The 22,357-nt window shown below is 63.8% G+C and carries 17 protein-coding genes; 5 read left to right on the top strand and 12 right to left on the bottom strand.

Going from position 1 to position 22,357, the window contains the following annotated elements:
• Positions 1–777: 777 nt before the first annotated feature.
• Positions 778–1,206, bottom strand: coding sequence for a PaaI family thioesterase (locus ACFQ4G_RS17895; RefSeq protein ID WP_238202793.1), 429 nt, complete (start codon positions 1,204–1,206; stop codon positions 778–780).
• Positions 1,207–1,290: 84 nt separating this feature from the next.
• Between ACFQ4G_RS17895 and ACFQ4G_RS17890 the strand changes: the two genes are divergently transcribed.
• Entirely contained in the window at positions 1,291–1,848 is a 558-nt protein-coding gene (locus tag ACFQ4G_RS17890; RefSeq protein ID WP_238202795.1) for a CoA-binding protein, read from the top strand.
• 70 nt (positions 1,849–1,918) lie between these two features.
• On the opposite strand, the gene ACFQ4G_RS17885 is transcribed toward ACFQ4G_RS17890, so the two are convergent.
• Positions 1,919–4,429, bottom strand: coding sequence for a DEAD/DEAH box helicase family protein (locus ACFQ4G_RS17885; RefSeq protein ID WP_238202805.1), 2,511 nt, complete (start codon positions 4,427–4,429; stop codon positions 1,919–1,921).
• A gap of 110 nt (positions 4,430–4,539) precedes the next feature.
• Complete coding sequence (locus tag ACFQ4G_RS17880; protein WP_238202807.1) at positions 4,540–5,823, bottom strand: MFS transporter; 1,284 nt, start codon at positions 5,821–5,823, stop codon at positions 4,540–4,542.
• 343 nt (positions 5,824–6,166) lie between these two features.
• On the opposite strand from ACFQ4G_RS17880, the gene ACFQ4G_RS17875 reads away from it, so the two are divergent.
• The 3 genes from ACFQ4G_RS17875 (at position 6,167) to ACFQ4G_RS17865 (ending at position 9,292) form a co-directional block, all read left to right on the top strand.
• Positions 6,167–7,447 (top strand): O-acetylhomoserine aminocarboxypropyltransferase, encoded by a 1,281-nt coding sequence (locus ACFQ4G_RS17875; RefSeq protein WP_238202809.1) that lies wholly within the window; start codon positions 6,167–6,169, stop codon positions 7,445–7,447.
• A 109-nt stretch (positions 7,448–7,556) separates the two neighbouring features.
• Positions 7,557–7,955 (top strand): response regulator, encoded by a 399-nt coding sequence (locus ACFQ4G_RS17870; RefSeq protein WP_238202810.1) that lies wholly within the window; start codon positions 7,557–7,559, stop codon positions 7,953–7,955.
• Positions 7,956–7,993: 38 nt separating this feature from the next.
• The gene (locus ACFQ4G_RS17865; RefSeq protein WP_238202812.1) at positions 7,994–9,292 is read left to right on the top strand and encodes an O-acetylhomoserine aminocarboxypropyltransferase/cysteine synthase family protein; all 1,299 of its coding nucleotides are present in this window, start codon (positions 7,994–7,996) and stop codon (positions 9,290–9,292) included.
• A 17-nt stretch (positions 9,293–9,309) separates the two neighbouring features.
• On the opposite strand, the gene ACFQ4G_RS17860 is transcribed toward ACFQ4G_RS17865, so the two are convergent.
• The 6 genes from ACFQ4G_RS17860 to ACFQ4G_RS17835 form a co-directional block, all read right to left on the bottom strand.
• Positions 9,310–11,688, bottom strand: coding sequence for a putative bifunctional diguanylate cyclase/phosphodiesterase (locus ACFQ4G_RS17860; protein ID WP_238202814.1), 2,379 nt, complete (start codon positions 11,686–11,688; stop codon positions 9,310–9,312).
• Positions 11,689–11,726: 38 nt separating this feature from the next.
• A complete protein-coding gene (locus ACFQ4G_RS17855; RefSeq protein ID WP_238202816.1) occupies positions 11,727–12,458 on the bottom strand; it encodes an RNA methyltransferase in 732 nt (243 codons plus the stop codon).
• A 285-nt stretch (positions 12,459–12,743) separates the two neighbouring features.
• Positions 12,744–13,292 carry a formaldehyde-activating enzyme gene (locus ACFQ4G_RS17850; protein WP_238202818.1) on the bottom strand — a complete coding sequence of 183 codons (549 nt, stop codon included), beginning with the start codon at positions 13,290–13,292 and terminating at the stop codon, positions 12,744–12,746.
• A 94-nt stretch (positions 13,293–13,386) separates the two neighbouring features.
• The gene (locus tag ACFQ4G_RS17845; protein ID WP_238202820.1) at positions 13,387–14,019 is read right to left on the bottom strand and encodes a TadE/TadG family type IV pilus assembly protein; all 633 of its coding nucleotides are present in this window, start codon (positions 14,017–14,019) and stop codon (positions 13,387–13,389) included.
• A gap of 38 nt (positions 14,020–14,057) precedes the next feature.
• Positions 14,058–14,648: a TadE/TadG family type IV pilus assembly protein gene (locus tag ACFQ4G_RS17840; RefSeq protein ID WP_379040745.1), complete on the bottom strand. Its 591-nt coding sequence runs from the start codon at positions 14,646–14,648 to the stop codon at positions 14,058–14,060.
• Entirely contained in the window at positions 14,645–15,856 is a 1,212-nt protein-coding gene (locus ACFQ4G_RS17835) for a Tad domain-containing protein (protein WP_238202824.1), read from the bottom strand. The genes ACFQ4G_RS17840 and ACFQ4G_RS17835 overlap by 4 nt, the downstream gene beginning before the upstream one ends.
• Before the next feature lie 425 nt (positions 15,857–16,281).
• On the opposite strand from ACFQ4G_RS17835, the gene ACFQ4G_RS17830 reads away from it, so the two are divergent.
• Positions 16,282–17,493 (top strand): NADP-dependent isocitrate dehydrogenase, encoded by a 1,212-nt coding sequence (locus tag ACFQ4G_RS17830; protein ID WP_238202826.1) that lies wholly within the window; start codon positions 16,282–16,284, stop codon positions 17,491–17,493.
• A 346-nt stretch (positions 17,494–17,839) separates the two neighbouring features.
• Here the strand turns inward: ACFQ4G_RS17830 and ACFQ4G_RS17825 are convergent, their stop codons facing one another.
• The 3 genes from ACFQ4G_RS17825 to glgX form a co-directional block, all read right to left on the bottom strand.
• A complete protein-coding gene (locus ACFQ4G_RS17825) occupies positions 17,840–18,163 on the bottom strand; it encodes a plasmid stabilization protein (RefSeq protein WP_238202828.1) in 324 nt (107 codons plus the stop codon).
• Positions 18,164–18,211: 48 nt separating this feature from the next.
• On the bottom strand, positions 18,212–19,834 hold the full coding sequence (locus ACFQ4G_RS17820) for a histidine kinase famiy protein (RefSeq protein WP_238202830.1): 1,623 nt from the start codon (positions 19,832–19,834) through the stop codon (positions 18,212–18,214).
• A 134-nt stretch (positions 19,835–19,968) separates the two neighbouring features.
• Positions 19,969–22,245 (bottom strand): glycogen debranching protein GlgX, encoded by a 2,277-nt coding sequence (glgX, locus tag ACFQ4G_RS17815; RefSeq protein WP_238202838.1) that lies wholly within the window; start codon positions 22,243–22,245, stop codon positions 19,969–19,971.
• Positions 22,246–22,357: the final 112 nt, after the last annotated feature.

The following is a 22,357-nucleotide window of genomic DNA, read 5'->3' as shown; positions in this document are numbered from 1 at the left end:
CCAGCGGGCCTCGAAGGAGCCCTCCAGCCGGCGCCGCGATCCCTGGACCCCTCCTTCGAGGCCTCCGCTCCGCTACGGCACCTCAGGATGAGGTGGTTGGGTGGGATTGACCGCGCGAACCGGAGGGCATGAGGTTCTCCGGCGCCGGCCTATCAGGCACCGCCTCCCCCTCCCCCGCTGAGGGGGTGAGGGTAAGGTGGCTAACCGCGCAGGGAAAATCGAGGTTTCGAGACCCGAGGTATCACGATACCGTATCCATCCCACCCAATCACCTCATCCTGAGGCGCCCGCGCCAGCGGGCCTCGAAGGAGCCCTCCAGTCGGCGCCGCGATCCCTGGACCCCTCCTTCGAGGCCTCCGCTCCGCTACGGCACCTCAGGATGAGGTGGTTGAATGGGTTTGACCAAGCGCATCGGAGGTCATGAGGCTCGACGGCGCCGGCATATCAGGCACCGCTTCCCACGCGGAGGTGGGAGGGTCGGCGGCTCACCGCGCAGGGGAGATCGAGGTTTCGAGACTCCAGGTATCAGGATACCGTATCCATCCCACCCAATCACCTCATCCTGAGGTGCCCGCGCCAGCGGGCCTCGAAGGAGCCCTCCAGTCGGCGCCGCGATCCCTGTACCCCTCCTTCGAGGCCTCCGCTCCGCTACGGCACCTCAGGATGAGGTGGTTGAATGGGTTTGACCAAGCGCATCGGAGGTCATGAGGCTCTGCGGCGCCGGCCTATCAGGCACCGCCTCCCCCTCCCCCGCTGAGGGGGGGAGGGTAAGGTGGCTCACCGCGCCGGCGGGATCGAATAGGTCCCCGTGGCGTGGCAGACGAGGTCGTCGGAGCCCGGCGTCGTGAGGCGCGCCTCCCCCACCGCGAGGCGCTTGCCGAGCTTCAGGAGACGGGCTTCCGCGATGAGCCCGGTGGGGCCGGGCTTTCTCAGGAAGTTGAAGGACAGGTTCGTCGTCACCGCGAGGCCGACGGGGCCGATGCTTGCGAGGATCGCCGCGTAGAGGGCGTAATCGGCGAGCGCCATCATGGCCGGGCCGGAGATCGTGCCGCCGGGGCGCAGGAAGCGCTCGTGATAATCGAGGCGCATCCGCGCGGTGAGCGGCCCCACCGCCTCGAGGTGGAAGGCCGGCCCGTCATGGTTCATCTGCGGGAAGTCCCGCTCCAGGAAGGCGATGGTCTCAGGCAGGGTCATGGTCGTCGTCATGGCTCGCCTTGCAGCACGGGCCGCGATGGCGGACAAGTCTTCGCTCCTGTCAGACAAGAATCCGTCCGTCACACAAGAGTCCCGATGACCGACCCCGTCGCCGTCCGCCATGACCCCTCCCGTCACGACCGCTATCCCGATGCGCTGATCCGCAAGCTCCTCACGGAGACGAAGACGATCGCCCTCGTCGGCGCCTCGGCGAACCCGGCCCGGCCGAGCTGGATCGTGCTGAAATATCTCATCTCGCGCGGCTACGACGTGATCCCGGTCAATCCCGGCCTCGCCGGGCAGATGCTGCTGGGCAAGCTCGTCGCCGGCCGCCTCGCCGACCTCCCCGGCCCCGTCGACATGGTCGAGATCTTCCGCAACTCCGCCGCCGCCGGCGGCCTCGTCGACGAGGCCCTTGCCCTGCCGGTGCTCCCGAAGATCGTCTGGATGCAGCTCGGCGTCCGCGACGACGCGGCCGCCGCTCGCGCCGAGGCGGCGGGCATCCAGGTGATCATGAACCGCTGCCCCAAGATCGAGTACGGGCGGATCTCGGGCGAGATCGGCTGGACCGGGGTGAACTCTCGGATCTTGAGTTCGAAGCGGCCGGTTTTGGGGGGTAAGGGGGTGCAGCGGCTGACGATTGAGCGGGGGTGAGATTGCCACGATGTTTTCGCTATAAGATAATCTCCCGCACTTGATCTTATACAAGTGCGGGTTAAAAAATTTATTTTAGTAACGCCTTTTTTTCAATGTTATCAAACAAAGCCTGAATCATCCATTTGGGGCCATTGCAAAGGACTCTACTCTTTTCGAGTTTTTCGAGAGGAGTGAGAGAACGTATATCGACTATAATCGATAGTATTTCTTCTCGAATTGTGACTAATTGAGTTGGATTTACGACCCACATCTGATTGGAGGGGTTTGCCTGATTGGTACTTTTCCCGGACGGGCCAACAAAAAGTAATCCGATCAAGGTAACGTCTTTTTTGTGATCGCTGACCCATTGTATATGATCATGCGATTGCCCTACATCTTTCTTATTATAAGTTGCAGGATCTTTTTTATCTGTCTTTAGCTCAATAGCGATCGCTTTAAGAGTTGATAATTCCTCCCATAAAACATCAGGTCCGGTGCCGCTGTCGTTGTCAGGGCGCGAGGCAGAAAACCCAAGTAATTCGCCCAGCGATCTAACAGCTTCCTCCATTTGCGATGACGTTCCGCCATCAAGATGCTTCAGTCGGTTGCGAAGAGTGTTGAGCTCTTTCTTGTATGTTTCGGCCGAGGAGAGACTCGCAATTGAGAAGATATTTGCAGCAAATGGATCGACGGGTTCATTGGATGTACGTGCGAATTTTTTATGTGTTGGGAGTAAAACGTTAGTTCCTAGCTTCATACGCGCATTCTCGTATGCAACGTCAGCGCTTTCGAGATCGCCAGCTTTTTCATAAAGACCACCAAGGAGAATATTATGCCATCCAGCAAGCAATGGATCTAGGCGTGTTGTAGTCTCCAGGCTTTCCTCAATAAGTAGACGAGCTTTATCTGAGTCACCGTTCCAAAGTGCGGAGGCAATTTTCGCTTCAGCTTCTGCAACTTTATGAGAGGGCTCCATGCTATCGTCGGCCTTATTTCTGTGATCCTCGTCAATCTCATTCCGTTCAATGTTCGATCCATAGTATTCAAGCCAGCTTTGGTCTCGTCCTAAAACACTTTTCACTATAATGTTGAGAGATTTATGATTGTTAATACTCATTCCAGCTTGTACGTGTCGGCCAAGTAATATTTGTTGTTGTAGTAGATTTGGTAGAAGCGCAATATTGCGGTCGTTGCTGAGCCAAGCATTCAAGTTGCTGCTTGAGATCAAAAACACTCCATAATCGTTTCGTCCTCGGTTGATCCGCCCAAATAGCTGAACAAGACGGTTGGCTATGCGAGATGAGTAAGATTTTCTCATATTGAGAAAATCCGATTGATATTTCTCAATTAGCGTGGATCCGGTAGGCAATCCATCCATAAGCATGATCCGACAGGTATCATGAGGTAGATCGATGCCATCGACACGAGACACAAGGAGAAATTTTCCCGTCTTTGCCTCTCTAAAACTATTGAGCATCTGCGTGAACTGATCTCGGCTCGGAGGAGAGGAAAAGGTCCCCCAGGCTTCCGCAGCTGCGTAACTCGGAACAGCCACTATAATCTTATTATTTGAGGCAATTTCATTAGCTAAACTGACAGTAAAGCCTTTTTCAACGTCGTTAGCAAATAATACTAAGCGTTCGCCATTTCCCGCGTCATTTTTTGGTTCAATCGAAAGGTCTGGCTTGCGACCAAACGCTCGAATAAAATCAGATTTATTTTTCAAAGTAGCCGATAAATAGACTCTTCGAATGGGGCGCTCAAAAATATCTATACATAAAGATGGTAGAAAGGGAGGAGTAATCTCAATCTGCCCTTTGCTAAATAACACGCAGCATTCAGATATATGGTCCTCTAAATTTGGAAATTTGTACTTGAGGTTCGTATCGTTGGGTATATTGAATTTCTGTAAAATAGTTGCTATCTGTGTCGAGCGTTCTCGAACACCGGATGGAGCTGCCATCATCGTTAACTGCCGCTCGCCACTTACGGCAGCCTTGAATTGTTGCCGGCGATTAAGTTCAGAGAAATGAGGAGTGAAAAGCTCTATGAGTTCGCTGTAACACTTTTGGTGATTTTCGTAAGTGATGTTTATTAAAAAGGCGTCCCTGATCATTGATTCTGCAACATGGGCATCGTCGAAAATGACCGCTCCGGGGGGGAATTTTTGGATGAATCCTTTAAGCCCATTTAAAACTGTTTGATACGTCGTAATGCAAAATGACTTGCCGCTTTCAAACAGGCTATTGCTGTGAGTTCCGCTTAATCTTGTGGTGTGATCGATGCCTACTTTCTGGGCCTCTCGCGAAGTTTGCTCCACTAGGTCTTTAGTAGAGCAAACATACATCACATTCTCGATGCCCTCATTTATCAAGCTTTGAGCTATAAGCAGCCCTGCAAGCGTTTTTCCAGCGCCTGTGTTTAACGCAATAAGGATGTCATTTAATTTTCTGTTTTTATCCCATTGTTGCAATGCTTCATTCTGTCCTCTCCAGATGTCGTTTGGAGTTCCGGGTAAATTTGGAAGCTTTTCAAATATTTCAATGGGATTTGTTGGTCTGCTTGATTTTGAAATATTGCCGAGCTTTGAGAAATCCATTCTAGGTCAGTCCTCTTCGGCCATCCATAAGCGAAGCGCGGATAGATGGTTGCTTCGAAGCTCATCCTTAGACCGAAAAGAGGAAACTGCAACTCTTCGGTGTGGAGCCGTCAGATTTCGCCTCTCCCCGTCTCCTCCATCAGTGCCACAGCCACAAAACTAATCCCAGCCGCCACAGCCAGATACAACCCGACCCAACCGATCCCGCCCCATTCACTCAACCGCTGCGCCAGATACGGCGCGGCGGAAGCGCCCAGGATGCCGGCGAGGTTGTAGGTCACCGAGGCGCCGGTGTAGCGGACGCGGGTGGGGAAGAGCTCGGGCAGCAGGGCGCCCATGGGGCCGAACAGCCAGCCCATGGCGAAGAGGCCCAGACACAGGAAGCCCAGCACCAGGCCGCCCTGCCCGCTTCCCAGCATCGGGCCGAGCAGGAGGCCGAGCGACGCGGTGAAGGCGAGGCCGGTGAGGAGGACGGGGCGGCGGCCGTAGCGGTCGGCGGCCCAGCCCGAGAGCGGGATGCCGAGGGCCATGAACAGCACCGCGACGCATTCGAACAGCAGGAAGGTCGGCCGGTCGAAGCCGAGCTTCGAGACGCCGTAGCTCAGGGCGAAGACGGTGGAGAGGTAGAACACCGCGTAGCAGGCCACCATGGCGAAGGTGCCGAGCAGGGTCGCCTTGATGTACTTGGTGAAGATGATCGCGAGGGGCACCCGCTCGGGCGCGGCCTTCTCCATCGCCGCCTTGAAGACCGGCGTCTCGGTGAGTTTCAGCCGGACATAGAGCCCGACGCCCACGAGCACGGCCGAGGCCAGGAACGGGATGCGCCAGCCCCAGGCCTGGAAATCGGCCGGGGTGAGGACCAGCGCGAGGCCGAGGAAGCCGAGATTGGCGGTGATGAAGCCCACCGGCGCGCCGAGCTGCGGGAAGATGCCGTAGAGGGCGCGTCGCCCCGGCGGGGCGTTCTCCACCGCCAGCAGGGCCGCGCCGCCCCATTCGCCGCCGAAGCCGATGCCCTGGCCGAAGCGCAGGACGCAGAGGGCGAAGGGCGCCCACCATCCGGCGGTGGCATAGGTCGGCAGGCAGCCGATGAGCACGGTGGAGATTCCCATGATCATCAACGAGGCCACCAGCGTCGCCTTGCGCCCGACCCTGTCGCCGAAATGCCCGAAGAACGCCGCCCCCATCGGCCGCGCGATGAAGGCGATGGAGAAGGTGGCGAAGGCCGCAAGCGTCTGCACCGAGGGATCGTCGGCCGAGAAGAAGATCGGCCCGATCACCAGGGCGGCGGCGGTGGCATAGACGTAGAAATCGTAGAACTCGATCGCCGTGCCGACGAAGCTGGCGATGAGGATCTTCGCGGCGGAGACGGGAGGGGGCGGAGCGGGCTGGAGCATGCGGCGCTATAACCGCACATCCGCCCGTCCGCTATCGCCGTTCGTGCAGGATTCTGCCGGGGATCGCAGGATTGTCGGTTCGTCCCGCCTTCGGTTCTCCAGCGAGGATTTGTGGCGGCCCCGCCGTGCCGACCCGCCCCGTCATCCCGGGCTCCGCTGCGCGGCCCCGGGAGGACGGAGGTTCTCTCTTGCGTCCCCTCGCCACCCTTGACCCACGGCTCTCGTCCGCCATAAAGAACTTCTGTTCGTTTAAGCGGAACGGGGCGGGTCGTCCTCTTCCGTCTGGCCCGGCACAGGCGCTAGAACGGGGTCCGTTCGTGCCGCCGGCCCCTGGAGGATGTCCATGACCGACCGTATCCCCGGCTTCAACACGCTGGCGATCCATGCCGGCGCCGCCCCCGACGCCACCACCGGCGCCCGCGCGACGCCGATCTACCAGACCACGTCCTTCGTCTTCGACGACGTGGACCATGCCGCCTCGCTGTTCGGGCTGCAGGCCTTCGGCAACATCTATTCGCGCATCACCAACCCCACCAACGCGGTGCTGGAAGAGCGCATCGCGGCGCTGGAGGGCGGCACCGCCGCCGTGGCGGTGGCCTCGGGCCACGCGGCCGAATTCCTCACCATGCACGCGCTGATGCAGCCGGGCGACGAGTTCGTGGCGGCCAACAAGCTCTATGGCGGCTCGATCAACCAGTTCAACCATTCCTACAAGAGCTTCGGCTGGAACGTGGTCTGGGCCGATACGGACGATCCGGATTCGTTCGAGCGGGCCATCACCCCGCGCACCAAGGCGATCTTCTGCGAATCCATCGCCAATCCGGGCGGGGTCATCACCGACATCGCCGCCCTGAGCGTCATCGCCCGGCGCCACAACATCCCGCTCATCGTCGACAACACCATGGCGACGCCGTACCTGATCCGCCCGTTCGAGCACGGCGCCGACATCGTCGTGCATTCGGCGACGAAGTTCCTCGGCGGCCACGGCAATTCCATCGGCGGCCTCGTGGTCGACGGCGGCAGCTTCCCCTGGGCCGGCGACGACCGCTACCCGATGCTGTCGCAGCCGCGGCCGGAATATTCCGGCATGGTGCTCTCCGAGACCTTCGGCAATTTCGGCTTCGCCATCGCGATCCGGGTGCTGGGTCTGCGCGATCTCGGCCCGGCCCTGTCGCCGTTCAACGCCTTCCTCATCCTCAACGGCATCGAGACCCTGCCCCTGCGGATGCAGCGCCATTGCGACAACGCCCTGGAGATCGCGACCCATCTCAATGCCCATCCGGCGGTGGAATGGGTGAGCTATCCGGGGCTGGAGACGGACAAGTACCACCAGCTCGCCCGGCGCTACACGCCGCTCGGCTCCGGCTCTGTCTTCACCATCGGCCTCAAGGGCGGCTACGAGGCCGGCGTGAAGCTGGTGGCCAATCTCCAGCTGTTCTCCCACGTGGCGAATATCGGCGACACCCGCTCGCTGGTGATCCACCCGGCCTCCACCACCCACCGCCAGCTCACCGACGCGCAGAAATCCGCCGCCGGCGCCGGGCCGGAAGTGGTGCGCCTCTCCATCGGCATCGAGGACCCGGCGGACCTCATCGACGATCTCGATGCGGCGTTAAGCGCTTGATTTCATTGGAATCGCTCGCGCAGTCCAGGCCTGTTCCCGGCGACCTTGACCCTCGCGGTCGCCGGGACTACCCCGCGAACCATTCCCCCTCCGAGATCGTTCGCTCTGCATGACGCATGATCCTTTCGAATCCGACGCCGAGCCCCCCGTCGTCCTTGTGGTCGAAGACGACGGCCTTCTCCTGATGGAGGCGGCCGATACCCTGGTCGATGCGGGGTTCCGCGTCCTCGAAGCGCCGCAGGCCGACAGGGCGCTCACCATCCTCGAGCGGAACGAGGAGATCGACCTGCTGATGACCGACGTGGACATGCCGCAGGGCTCCATGGACGGGTTCGCCCTCGCCCGTCTCGTCGCCCATCGCTGGCCGACGATTCCCGTCCTCATCGTCTCCGGCATGGGCACGCCCGGGCCGCACGACATGCCCGACGGCGCCCGCTTCATCCCGAAGCCCTACGCGCCCTCCACCCTGGTCCGGACCTTGCGGGCCTTCGCCCGGCGCGCTGCCTGACCTCGACACCTCTTTCCCGGAAGATCGCGACGCCCATCATGGCCACCGAGACCCGCCCGCTCCGCTTCGCCACCCAGGCCGTCCATGCCGGCGCGGCACCCGACCCGGCCACCGGCGCGCGGGTCCAGCCGATCTACTTCACCAACGGCTTCGTGTTCGAATCCACCGAGCAGGCCGCCGACATCTTCGCCATGCGGCGCACCGGCTTCTCCTATTCGCGCGGCTCGAACCCCACCGTGGCCGCCCTGGAGCGGAGGGTGGCCGCTCTGGAGGGTGCCAAGGCGGCGGTGGCGGTCTCGTCGGGCCAGTCCGCCCTCCTCCTCGTGCTGATGACGCTGATGAAGAGCGGCGACGCCTATGTCGCCTCGCCGCGCCTGTTCGGCGGCTCGCTCGGGCTGATGAACCGCCTCGATGCGCGCTACGACCTCAAGCCGCTCTTCGCCGAGGGCCTGACGCCGGCCGATTTCGAGGCCGCGATCACGCCGCAGACGAAGGCCATCGTCTGCGAGTCGATCGTCAATCCCTGCGCGACGGTGATGGACATCGCCGGCATCGCCGCGGTCGCCAAGCGCCACAACCTGCCGCTGGTGGTGGACAACACCCTGGCCTCTCCGGCCCTGATCCGGCCGATCGAGCACGGCGCCGACATCGTCTTCCACTCGACCTCGAAATTCCTCGGCGGGTCCGGCCAGACCATCGGCGGCATCGTCTGCGACGGCGGGACCTTCGACTGGGAAGGGGCGGCGGGACGCTACAACCTCATCACCGAGCCCTGGGCCGATTACGACGGGCTCGTGGTCTCGGAACGCTTCCCGGATTTCAGCTTCGCCGTGGCCTGTCGACTCTTCGGCCTGCGCGATCTCGGCCCCGGCCTGTCGCCGATGAACGCGTTCCTGACGCTCACCGGCATCGAGACCCTGCCCCTGCGCATGAAGCGGCATTGCGCGAACGCCAAGTCGGTGGCCGCCTTCCTCAAGGACCATCCGGCGGTGGAATGGGTCAGCTATCCGGCGCTGCCCGGGCAGAAGGGCGAGGAGCTCGCCGCCCGGTACGTGCCGGACGGGCCGGGCTCGATCTTCACCTTCGCGCTGAAGGGCGGACAGCCGGCGGCGGTGAAGTTCATCATGAGTCTCGAACTGGTCTCGCACCTCGTGAACATCGGTGAGATCAAGTCCCTGGCGATCCACCCCGCCACCACGACGCATCGCCAGCTGAGCCCCGCCGACAAGGCCGCCGCCCTGGTCGGGCCCGAGACGGTGCGCCTCTCGATCGGCCTCGAGAATGTCGAGGACCTGATCGCCGATATCGCCCAGGCCCTCGATCAGGTCGAAGGCTGAGCCTCGGCGCCCGCCGCTCAGGCGATCCTGAGGGCCAGCGCGGCGGCGTCCGCCTGGGCCGAACTCTCGCCTGTGTGCCGCGTGCCGGAATGGTTCGTGAGAAACCACGGCACCCGGCTCTGTGCCATCGGCTTGCTGTAGAGGTAGCCCTGCGCATAGGCGCAGCCCTGTTGCTGCAGGAACAGCACCTGCGCCTCCGTTTCCACGCCCTCCGCGGTGACGTCGAGGCCGAGGCTCTGGCCGAGCTGGACCACCGCCGTGACGATGGCGGCGTCGTTCGGGTCCCGTTCGAGATCGCGCACGAAGCTACGGTCGACCTTGATCTCGTCCACCGGATATTGCTTCAGATGCGTCAGCGAGGCGTAGCCGGTGCCGAAATCGTCGAGGGCGACCCGCACGCCGGCGCCGTGCAGGGCCGACAGCACCGCCGAGACCCTGTCGCCATGGCCGCCGAGAAGCACGGTCTCGGTGACCTCGACGCCGATCCTGTCATGGGAGAGGCCGGCCGCGGCGAGATCCGCGAGCAGACTCTCGGCGAGGTCGTCCTGAGCGAACTGCGCCGATGACAGGTTGAAGAAGACCCGGCCCGGATCGTACCCTTGCGCGATCCACCCCGCCATGTCGGCGAAGATCTGCCGCGCCAGGACGTTGCCGACGGCGATGCCGATCTCGGGATCGTTGAAGACCGTCGCGAAATCGGCCGGGGCGAGCAGGCCGCGGCTCGGATGCTGCCATCGCGCCAGGGCCTCGAACCCGACGATCTCGCCCGTCGTGAGGCTCACCTTCGGCTGGTAATAGGGAACGAGGCCGCCGAGCTCGAGGGCCGCCCTCATCTCGCGGGCGACCGAGACGCGACGCTCGATATCGGCCCGCAGGGCCGGCACGAAGAGCATGGCCCGGTTTCGCCCGGCAGCCTTGGCCGCGTAGAGGGCGAGATCGGCGTTGGTGAACAGGTCCGTGGGATTGGCCGCGTGCTCCGGGAACAGGGCGAGGCCGAGACTGGCGCGAGGCGCGACGACGCGCCCCGAGACCGCCATCGGCGGGTTGAGGACTTCGAGGATCGCCTGGGACAGCGCATGGATGCGCCGGCTCGGCTGGTGACGGCCCTGCTCGCAGGCCGCGATGATGACGAACTCGTCGCCACCGAGGCGCGCGACGAGATCCTGCTTCCCGATGGCGTTGCCGAGCCGGCGGGCGACCTCCTTCAGCAGGGCGTCGCCGGCCTCGTGGCCGAGGGTGTCGTTCACCTCCTTGAACTCGTCGAGATCGATCAGGATGAGGCCGACGCGCTGTCCCGAGACCTCCGCGGCACTCAGTGCGGCGTCGAGGGTCGTCTGGAACAACCCGCGATTGGGAAGCCCGGTGAGCACGTCGTGCTGCGCGGCGAGCTTGATCCGCTCTTCCATCGCCTTTCGACTCGTGATGTCGACGAGGCTGGAAATGATCCGCGTCGCCCCGTCCATCTGAACGGCGACGGCGGACAGCATCACGTCCCGTCTGGCCCTGCCCATGGGACCGGTGCTGATCTCGATGTCCTTCGCCGAGCCCGTACGGTCGAGTTCGGCCTGGATCAGGCGTAGCGAGGCCTTGTCGACCAGGTCCCGCGTCCGGTAGCGCGACAGGAGCGCGCCGTCCTGCAGCCCGAAAAACCGGGTCGCCGCGTCGTTGGCATCGACGATTCGGCCGTCCTCCTGCCGCGAGACCACGATCGGGATCGGGACGGCCTTGAACATCGTCTCGAACAGGCGGCGGCTGTCGGCGAGTTCCGCGTTGGCGCGGCGCTCCGCCTCAGTCGCGGTCCATTCCAGCCGCCTCAGCCGGTTCGACCGCACCACGAACAGCACCAAGGAGACCGTGGACAGCAGCACCGCGAGAACGATCCCGAGGGCCGTCGGGGGCAGCGGTGGCGGAAGCAGGTAGCCGGCGGTCAGCGCGATGGACGCGAACACGCTCGACGTGACACTCCAGACGAAGCTCGTCGGCACCACGATCATGTAGATCGCCGGGAGAAGCAGCAGGACGAAGAGCGCGATATCGGAGCGCGACGAGCACAGGGCGGCGACCCCCAGGGCGACCAGGATCTCCCAGGTCACCATGATCGCCTGAAGGCCGCGGAAGGTGGAGATCCTCCATGCCGCCAGGAAGCAGACGAGGGAGACCAGGACGACGCCGAGCCGGGCCGGTACGGCCACCCAGAAATGGGCCTGACCGGCGAAACGCCAGTCGCTCAGCAGGAAGAGCGTGTTGAGCCCGATCGCGAACAGGAAGAGCAGGCGCGCATGCCGCATGGTCTCGGGGAGGCGCTCCTTCTGAAAGGCCGCTTCCCGTTCGACCGAGACGAATTCGCCGCCGATGGCGCTGAGACGGTTCTTCCACATGGCGACCGATAGTCTCATGCAATCGTCGCGTAGCCGTTAAGACGCGTCCCTTTCGTTCACATTGATGAATCCCCGGCCTTGACCCGGTTCAGGGCCCGCAGAGCGCCGCGAAGGGTCCTGACGTCCTGCTCCGTCATCGCCATGCGGTGGAGCATGTCGCGCATGTTGCGGGCGATCACGTCCCGCTTCTCCGGCGGATAGAACCCGGCCGTATCGAGATTGGCTTCCAGGCTCGCGACCAGGGACGCCATCGACTCCCGTGTGGCGGGCGGCGAGAGCATCTCGCCGGTGAAGGGAAGGCTGGCCTGACCCGAAGCCTTGCGCCATTCGTAGCCGACGAGGAGCACGGCCTGCGCGAGGTTCAGGGACGGGAAATCCGGGGAGACCGGGAAGGTGACGATGGCATCGGCCAGCGAGACCTCGTCGTTGGTGAGGCCGATCCGCTCCCGGCCGAACATCACGCCGACGCGCTGACCCTGCCGCGAGGCGACATCCCTCATGGCGTCGTCGGGGCCCTGAGCCCGCTTCATCTGCCCGCGCTCGCGCGCCGTCGTCGCCAGCAGGTAGTTCAGGTCGGCGATCGCCTCCGGCACCGTGGCGTGGACGGTGGCGCCGTCGAGGACATGCGTCGCTCCGGACGCCGCCTCGCGCACGCCCTTCTTCGGCCATCCGTTCTTGGGTGCCACGAGGCGAAGCTCGGCGAGACCGAAATTCGCCATGGCGCGCGCGACCATGCCGATGTTCTCGGCCAGTTGCGGTTCGACCAGGATGATGACGGGAGCGATCATCGTCGCCCTCTGCCACGGGGCGGGCCGGACGAAAAGTCCGCCTTGTGATGCCGGGGTGATGGAAGGAAGGCGCTCGGAGCCGGTTTGAGTTGTTTTTCCAAGGCTTCACCTCATCCTGAGGTGTCGCGCAGCGGCCTCGAAGGAGCCTTCCAGGGATCGCTCTGGTGTCTGGAGGGCTCCTTCGAGGCTCTTTGCTCATGCAAAGGGCACCTCAGGATGAGGTGGTCTGATCGGATGATCTGCTTTGACATGAAAAGCCGCTGGGAAATCCGATTAGACCGGCGCTCAGATCTTACCGTCGAGGCCCATCTGGTAGTATTTGTGGACGATCTTGTCCTGGTTCTCGAGCAGCCAGTCGATGGACGGCTCGTTGGTCATGGCCTTGCGGATCGCCTCGGTCATCCCCTTGCGCTGGATCTCGAACAGCGCCTTGTGATCCACCGTCTCGGCCTCGATCACGCCGGGGCTGAGCCAGACCGAGCAGATGATGCCGAGATCGTTGGCCTTCTCCTTGGGGATGTAGCCCAGGCGCACGGCGTCGAGCACGCCGTTGGCGATGGCGAACTGCACCGTACCCATCAGGATCGAGGTGTATTTCGAGGTCTCGACGCTGACCTTCGAGACGCACAGCGTCACCGGGCGGACCATGATGTCGGTGTTGAGGAGCGCGAAGACGCGGCTGTGGCCGACCACCTGATCGCCGGTGAGGGTGGCGAGGGCCGTGCCCACGGGACCGTCGAGCTCGCCGATGATGACCTCCGGCTCGGCGGCGGTGTTGGGCGGGCCGCCGGCGACCAGGGCCTCGCCGGCCCGAAGGATGATGCGTTCGCTCATGGGAATCCCAATGTTTGCGTGGGTCTGATCGGATGCGCAGATTCCCGTTCGCATCGACCTTGTCCAGTCCCGATGTCGCTCGATGCGCAACCGTTCAGGGGCAGGCATTCCCGCCGGGCAGGACGACCTCCTGCTGCGTATTGGGGGGGACGGCTGCACCGCCCCTCACCGCCCATGACGCGGTTTCGTTCCACGTGAAGGCGAGGTTGAGGTTCGGCAGGATCTTCGCGAGGTTCGATCCGAAAATCGGCGTGTACGTCATCGAGACCTCGACGTAGATCCAGCGGGCGCCGTTGAACTGATACTGTTCCGGGACCTGGATGGCCGTGGTGACGCCGCGCCCGCGCGCGGTGGCGTTGCGTGCCGCTCCCGAGCAGACGAACGCGACGGTCGTCACCCCGATGAGGGGGACGCCGACGGCACTGACCTTCATGCTGACCCCGGTCGTATCGAAGGGCGCCAGCACGACGACCGACGAATCGAAGATGTTGTTCATGGTCGTGGCGGTGACGGGATTCGTCGCGTCTCCGAGGGAGGTGAGGTCCGCCAGCGTCCGCGTGAGCTGCACGACCTTGCGGCGGTTCTCCAGCACGTTGACCAGCTCCGCCCCCGCCAGCAGGATCACCAGCAGGATGGGAACGATCAGGGCGAACTCGATGAGGGCGATCCCACGGTCGTCGCCCCGGAACGCATGCAGCCGGCGCGCGAGGGTCGCGGCCCTGTCCAAGCAGATACGGTTCCGATGCCGGGCCATTGCTATCGATCTCAGCACGCGTTCCCCGAATCCGACAGGTACGGCTCGACCCGGAAGACGGCGTTCGATTGCACCAGGGCACTGCCGTCGCCGAAAGACTTGAGGGTGGGGTTCATCAGGCTGAAGAAGACCGGATATTTGAGACCGGCGCGCACGACCACGATCTTGCTCGGCTGCGGGCATGTGTAGGATGTGCCGAAACCGGCCTGCCAATCGCCCGTCGACGTGTTCAAGGCACTGCCGTTCGCGGAGCTCACACTTGCGAAGGTATCGACGACGCGGATATCCAGCAGAACGTTGTTGCAGTTGAAGAACGCGGCCGACGACGTTCCCGTGTTCGCGCAAAGCTGCTCACGCAACTTGCCCAGCAACGTGCTCGTGTCTTTGATCGCCGCGTTGTCGATCTGGAACTGGCCCGTCACCAGGGTGCGGACGGTCGTCTGCAGGCCCATGTCGAGATTGAGGCTCACGAGAAGGATCAGGATGATCTGGATGACCGCCCCGAGAAGGGCGATGAAGATCGGGCCGATCATGGCGAATTCGACGGCCGAGACGCCGCCCTCGTCGCGCAGGAACCCGCGGCGCGTCGAGAGCGGCGTCATCGCGCCAGCCTGATCTGCGTGAATTTCTGGAAGATCGACACGAAGGCCGAGCCGATCGACGGCGTCGTCGCGGCGTTCACGAAGAGGTCCGGGGTCGAGGCGCAGCGTGTAAGTTGGGGAACGATGTCGTCGAACCGGGTTCCGCCCCCCCAGATCTGACTCGGTGCGCCGAGCGTCGCCTGATATCCCCAATCGTAGCTCAGCTTCAGGTAGGGCGCGTAAAGGACGCTGACCGAGACCGAGCTGTCGATCAGCCGGCACGAGGCGGGAGCGAACGGGGCGACCTCGGCCCGCTTGGGCACGTCCCATATCCAGGCGCGGGAGGGATCCTGCACGCCGTCCGTGGCGATGATCACGAGCTTCTTCGGCGACGTCTTCCCGTCGCCGGCTTTTCCCACTTCGCTGGCGAAGCCCGGCATGATCTCCTTGAAATGCGTCGCGCCCGCGTACTCGTTCGACGTGTTCGGCGCCTGCGGCAGGTTCGTCACCGCGAGGCTGAGGGTCGAGGTGGTGTTGACGAGTTTCGTCAGGTCGTTGCTGAAGGAGTAGCTGGCGATCCGGATCCGCTTCGAGGCCGAGGCCTGGGTCGTCAGCCAGTTCACGAAGTCGATGATGCCTTTGTTGATTTCCTGGGTGCGCAGGGTGATGCCGTTTAGCACGGCCCATTCATAAGCGTCGTAGATCGAATTCTTGACCTTGACGCCGTCATGGCAGGCGAAGGCGCATCCGAAGGCGGCGTTGAGCCGATCGATGTCCGTCTGCGTCGCGCCGAGCGCCATCGAGCCCGAAACGTCGATGAGAAGATAGATGTCCACCATGGGCGACAGGTCGACGACGGATTCGGCGTGCCCGGACAGATCGATCCTGTCGAATCCCACCACCTTGAGGAGAGTCGTGGTCGTCTTCGACGTATAATCGGCGGTCACGGTCACGGAGCGGTTGTTGACGGTGACCCGGATGACCGGCGTCGTATTCGCCGGAAGCTTCGGCGTTCCGTTGAAGGCCTTGAGCGCCATGGTCTGGGCGTAGACCGCCATCTCGGCACTCTGCAGACCTTTGGCGTCGGCATCCTGCGCGGCCTTCGCGGCAACGATCGCCGCGTTGTCCAGGGCGCTGTCCAGGACGGTCTTGTCGACGACCGAGCGGCCGTAATCGATGGCGCCGCCCATCAGGCCCAGCATCGGCACGAGCGCAGCCGCGAAAATCATCGGGATCGATCCGCCGGCGTCCGACCTCAATCGCTGGAAAAGGCTGCGCATATCCTCGGGGATCGCTTCTTGAAGGCCGTCGGCCGTTTTGGAGACGCCCATGAACGCCGTGGTCCCGTTAAAAAAGCATGCTTGCGCTCGTCTGCAATTCGGGAGCGTCCGCAGTTTCAGGGGATGAAACACTTCTGGAGCGGCACGTGGTTTATTTGATATTGCGGCGATCGAGGACGTCGAAAGTCGGATGTGCCGGCGGGATGACAAGGTGAGCCCATTGTCATGCGCCCGATCCGGTCGCCCGCCTTTCCTGCATTCCACGGCCGCGCTATGACCCTGCCACGGTCGCATGGCCCATGAGGAGGACGCTGCCCGGTTGGGGCAATCCTTGCATGGGCGGTACGGACTTTACGCGGAAGGCTTGAAGCGCAATGGACAAGATCAAGGTTGCCAACCCGGTCGTCGAACTCGACGGCGACGAGATGACCCGGATCATCTGGAGCGAGATCAAGAACAAGCTCATCCACCCCTATCTCGACCTCGACCTCGATTATTACGACCTCGGCGTCGAGCACCGCGACGAGACCAACGACAAGGTCACCGTGGACGCGGCGGAGGCGATCAAGCGCCACGGCGTCGGCGTGAAATGCGCCACCATCACCCCCGACGAGCAGCGGGTGGAGGAGTTCAAGCTCAAGGAGATGTGGCGCTCGCCCAACGGCACGATCCGCAACATCCTCGGCGGCGTCATCTTCCGCGAGCCGATCATCTGCAAGAACGTGCCGCGCCTCGTGCCGGGCTGGACCCAGCCCTTCGTCATCGGCCGCCACGCCTATGGCGACCAGTATCGCGCCACCGACTTCAAAGTGCCCGGCAAGGGCCGCCTGACCATCAAGTTCGAGGGTGACGACGGCACGGTCATCGAGAAGGAAGTGTTCAAGTTCCCGGCGGCCGGCGTCGCCATGTCGATGTACAACCTCGACGAGTCGATCCGCGACTTCGCCCGCGCCTCGCTGAATTACGGCCTCGCCCGCAAGTATCCGGTCTACCTGTCCACCAAGAACACCATCCTCAAGGCCTATGACGGCCGCTTCAAGGACCTGTTCCAGGAGGTGTTCGACGCCGAGTTCAAGGCGAAGTTCCAGGCGCTCGGCATCACCTACGAGCACCGCCTCATCGACGACATGGTCGCGTCCTGCCTCAAATGGTCCGGCGGCTATGTCTGGGCCTGCAAGAACTACGACGGCGACGTGCAGTCGGACACCGCGGCCCAGGGCTTCGGCTCGCTCGGCCTGATGACCTCGGTGCTGATGACGCCGGACGGCCAGACCGTGGAGGCGGAAGCCGCGCACGGCACCGTGACCCGCCACTATCGCGAGCATCAGAAGGGCAAGGAGACCTCCACCAACTCCATCGCCTCGATCTTCGCCTGGAGCCGCGGCCTCGCCCACCGGGCCAAGCTCGACGACAACGGCGATCTGGCGACATTCGCCAACACCCTGGAGAAGGTCTGCGTCGACACGGTGGAAGCCGGCTTCATGACGAAGGACCTCGCCCTCCTCGTCGGTCCGGACCAGAAGTGGCTCTCCACCACCGGCTTCCTCGACAAGGTCGACGCGAATCTCAAGACCGCGATGGCCTGAGCACGATTGGCGGGTCTCCCCTCTCCCCGCCGGTCCACGATACGCACACATGTCGCGGTCAGCACGGGCTCCCTCTCCTTCCAGGAGAGGGAGTTTGTCGCGTCTCAAGTCCAACCCGCTTGGACCGCGCGAAGGACCTTCGAGCAGAGGGGCGAATTCAGTAGCTTGTTGGGAGAGGACGCCGCTGTCGTCTTGCCGGGAGGCGACCTGAGCTCGGCTGCCGCCTCGCCGCGCCGACGACAGTGTCGTCGCGGCCCGCTTCCCGCCTGCAGGGCGAGGGACGTGCACGATTCAGCCCGGGGCGGGCGGTTATCTCCGAGACATCGGCCGAGCGATCCCTTCCCTTTCAGGAAGCGGGCCTCGCCGCCTCCGCGTTGCGCTTGCGGGTCGCGGCGGCTTTCTTGGCCGAGGCGGAGCGCTGCTCGGCGGTGCGGGAGGCCGAGGCCTTGCCGCCGGCCGCGCCGCCCTTGTGCGCCGCCGGATGCGAGGAGGTCTTCCCCCTCCCCGATCCGCCTGGATGCTTGCCGCCGCCATCGTCCTTGTTGACGGTCGCCCAGGCCCGTGCCTCGGCCTCCTCCTCCGGCACGCCGCGTTCCTCGTAGGAGTCCGCGATGTGCTCGGCCTTGCGGACCTGCTTGTCCGTGTATTTCGACTTGTCACCCCGTGGCATGGCGCGCTCCTCTTGCGACGCGATCCTCTTGCGAGACGTCGCCGAACCTCAGCTGATGCCGGTCGGGCCGTCCAGGGTGGCGCGAACGCGGCGAATCAAATCGGTACGGCGATAGGGCTTGTTCAAAAGATCGAACTCCGACCCCCCCGCATCGGTTCGCTCCAGGCTCGCCTCGGCATATCCGGTCGTCAGCAGGACCTTGAGCTGCGGCTGCCGCCTCTTTGCCTCGCGGGCGAGCACGACGCCGTTCATGCCGCCGGGCATGATGAGATCGGTGAACAAGAGATCCACCGCTCCGCTCGAATCGAGGATGTCCAGCGCCTCGCGGCCGTTCTTGGCCATGAGCAGCGTGTAGCCGAAATCGCGCAGGATGGTCCGGGCCAGTTCGGCGACGTCCTCCCGGTCGTCGACGATGAGGATCGTCTCGCTTCCCTGGCGGTCCACCGTCCGATGGTCGGTGCGGTTGGGCTGGCGGTCGTCCTCGGCGGCGGCGGGGAAGGACAGGCGGACGCTGGTCCCTTTGCCGACGACGGAATCGATCTGCGCCGCTCCACCGGATTGCTTGGCGAAGCCGTAGACCATCGACAGGCCGAGGCCGGTCCCCTTCCCCTCCTCCTTGGTGGTGAAGAACGGGTCCATCACCCGGGCGAGGAGGGTCGGCGGGATTCCGGTCCCGGTATCGGTGACCGTCACCGTCACGTAGCGGCCCTCGTGCAGCTGGCCGGACCCATGGATGTCGCTTGCCGCGATGACCTGGTTCTCGGTGGAGATGACGAGCTCGCCGCCATCGGGCATCGCGTCGCGCGCGTTGATCAGGATGTTCAGGAGGGCGATCTCGGCCTGCGTCGGGTCGACCCGGCAGTTCCAGAGGCCTTCGCGCAGATCGAGCCGCACGCCGATCGCGTCGCCGAAGGTCCGGGTCGCCATGTCCTCCATGCCCTTCACCAGGGCATTGAGATTGACCGCGCGGCCGTCGAGACGCTGCTTGCGGGCGAAGGCGAGGAGCTGCTGGGTCAGTGTCGTCGCCCGCTCGGCGGCGGTGCGGATGTTGTCGGTGGCGCGCCGCAGCCGGTTCCGGTCCGCGTCCGGCTTGTCGAGGCCGTTGCTGAGGATGTCGACATAGCCGACGATGACCTGGAGCAGGTTGTTGAAATCGTGCGCGATCCCGCCGGTCAGCTGGCCGAGGGCTTCCATCTTCTGGGCCTGGCCCAATGCCTCCTCGGCGTCCCTGCGGCGGGAGACGTCGAGCTGCGAGGCGAAGAAATAGACCAGCTCGCCGGCCGCATTGTAGATCGGCGCCACGAACAGCGCGTTCCAGAAGGTCGAGCCGTCCTTGCGGTAGTTGAGAATCTCGGTGGCGAATTCGGTGCGGTTGTCGATGGCCCCGCGGAGTTCGGCGAGGACCGCCCGGTCCGTATCGGGGCCCTGAAGGAAGCGGCAATTGCGCCCGATGATCTCGTCTTCCCGGTAGCCCGTCATCGCGATGAAGGCTTTGTTGGTGAAGATGATCGGGTTGTCCGCCTGCCGCGGATCGGTGACCACCATCGGCATCCGGGTCGATTCGACGGCCGTGAAGAAGATGTCGCTGTGGTGATCGCTGATCTCGGACGCCGCTCCGGTCTGGACGCGCGGCTGGCTACCGGCGGGCGGCTTCTCGGGTGTCCTGGTCATCATCGCTCAATTCACAAGGCCTGTTCACGGACGTCGGTCCCCAAGGCCCAACGATTCGGCAGTGACTCGTTTCCATCGAAAACGGCGCCGATGCGGGAGGCGAATCCCCGCACCGGCGCCGAAGCGCGTGCCCGTCAGACGGATGCGGGAGAGAAACGCACGCTCTCGATGTTCGCCCGCTCGAAGGCCTGCATCACGTGCTGGTAGGACCGGTCCATCTCCGTCGCCTCGTCGCCGTCTGTCTCCTCCGGTTTGAGGACGAACATCAGCATCGACCGTCCCGTCACGTCGTAACGGTCGCCGATCGCCCAGGTGCCGACCTCCTGGCTGTCGGGCAGGTTGGTGTCGAGGAGGCGCGTCCAGCCGCCGCCGCCGACGGAGCTCGGAAGCGTGAAAGAGACGAGGTCGCTGTAGGAATTGTAGAGGATGAGCAGCGTCGCATCGCCTCCCCGGCGGTGGATGCCCGAGGCCTGGGCGCGACCGTCGAGCAGCACCGCGATGGAATGCGCGCCGCCATCCGACCAGTTCTCCGAGGACATCTCCTCGCCGTCCGGCCTGAGCCAGGTCACGTCCTTGACGCCGAGATCCTCGTCATAGGCGCCGGTGAGGAAGCGGCCGCGGGTGAGGATCGGCAGGGCCTCGCGCAGGATGGTCAGGCGCTGCGTGAACTCGGCGAGGTCGCGACCCTCTTCGCCGATCCCGTCCCAGTCGAGCCAGGAAATCTCGTTGTCCTGGCAATAGGCGTTGTTGTTGCCGCCCTGGCTCCGGGCGAACTCGTCGCCGGCGAGCAGCATCGGCGTGCCGCGCGACAGGAACAGGGTCGCCATCATGTTGCGCATCTGGCGCAGGCGCACCGCGCGGATCGCCTCGTCGTCGGTGGGCCCCTCGACGCCGTAATTGTTCGAGAGGTTGTGCGAATGCCCGTCCCTGCCATCCTCGCCATTCGCGAGGTTGTGCTTCTCGTTGTACGAGACCGTGTCGTTCAGGGTGAAGCCGTCATGGGCGGTGAGGAAGTTCACCGAGGCCCAGGGCTTGCGCCCGCGCTTGTTGAACTTGTCTGCCGATCCGGTGATGCGCGAGGCCAGACTCGGCAGCAGGCCGGAATCCCCGCGCCAGTAGCCGCGGACGTCGTCGCGGAAGCGATCGTTCCACTCGGCCCAGCCTGGCGGGAAGCCGCCGACCTGATAGCCGCCGGGGCCGCAATCCCACGGTTCGGCGATGAGCTTCACCGAATTGAGCACCGGATCCTGCCGGCAGGTGTCGAGGAAGCCGCCGCCCTCGTCGAAGCCGTGCGGCTCGCGGCCGAGGATGGTGGCGAGGTCGAAGCGGAAGCCGTCGACCCGCATCTCCGTCGCCCAGTAGCGCAGGGAATCGGTGACGAGCTGCAGCACCCGGGGATGCGACAGGTTGAAGGTGTTACCGGTGCCGGTATCGTTGATGTAGTAGCGCTCGTCGCCGGGCATGAGGCGATAGTACGAAGCGTTGTCGACGCCCTTGAACGACAGGGTCGGGCCCTTCTCGTTGCCCTCGGCGGTGTGGTTGTAGACCACGTCCAAGATCACTTCGAGGCCGGCGCCGTGCATGCGCGCCACCATCTCCTTGAACTCGGAGAAGGCGAAATCCGGCACCGCGGCGTAGCGCCGGGCCGGAGTGAAGAACGAGATCGTGTTGTAACCCCAGTAGTTCACCAGGTTCTTTTCCTGGAGATAATCGTCCTGCACGAAGGCATGGACCGGCAGGAGCTCCACCGAGGTCACGCCGAGGCTCTTGATGTAGTCGAGCACCGCCGGGTTGCCGAGGCCGGCATAGGTGCCGCGCAGCTTCTCCGGCACGGCCGGATGCAGCTTGGTGAAACCCTTCACGTGGGTCTCGTAGAAGATCGTCTTCTCCCACGGCACGTGCGGCTTGCGGTCCCGGCCCCAGGTGAAGGCCGGGTCGATGACGCGCGAGCGCCGGGTGAAGGGCGCCGAATCGCGCTCGTCGAAGGTCAGGTCGTCGCCGGTCTCCATCTGATAGCCGAACAGGGCCGGGTTCCAGGTGATCGAGCCGACGAGGCCCTTGGCGTAGGGGTCGATCAGCAGCTTGTTCGGGTTGAAACGGTGCCCGGCCTTGGGCTCGTAGGGGCCGTGGACGCGGTAGCCGTAGATCGTGCCGGGACGGGCATCGGGCAGGTAGCCGTGCCAGATCTCGTCGGTGTATTCGGGCAGCTCGATCCGCTCGAGCTCCTGCTCGCCGGCATCGTCGAACAGGCAGAGCTCGACCTTCGTCGCATGGGCCGAGAACAGGGCGAAGTTGACGCCGAGGCCGTCCCAGGTCGCGCCCAGCGGGTAAGGCGCTCCCTCTCGGATGCGCGATCGCGCCGCCTTCGTCTGCGCGGCAGTCTGCTGCATCTGGGGGTTCTTCGCGACCATGATCACTCCAGGGGAGGCTCGCAGCTCTAGGCCGAGCCCGACGGCATGAAATCCGCCGAGTGAACGCTCACGCTTGGCCGTAAGGTCCGCTTCGGGAGAAACTTTTTGCGGT

Source organism: Methylobacterium marchantiae (genome assembly GCF_042679825.1).
GTDB classification, from domain to species: domain Bacteria; phylum Pseudomonadota; class Alphaproteobacteria; order Rhizobiales; family Beijerinckiaceae; genus Methylobacterium; species Methylobacterium marchantiae.
Note: the sequence above shows the minus strand (reverse complement) of the source record. Positions and strands in the feature narration are given on the sequence as shown.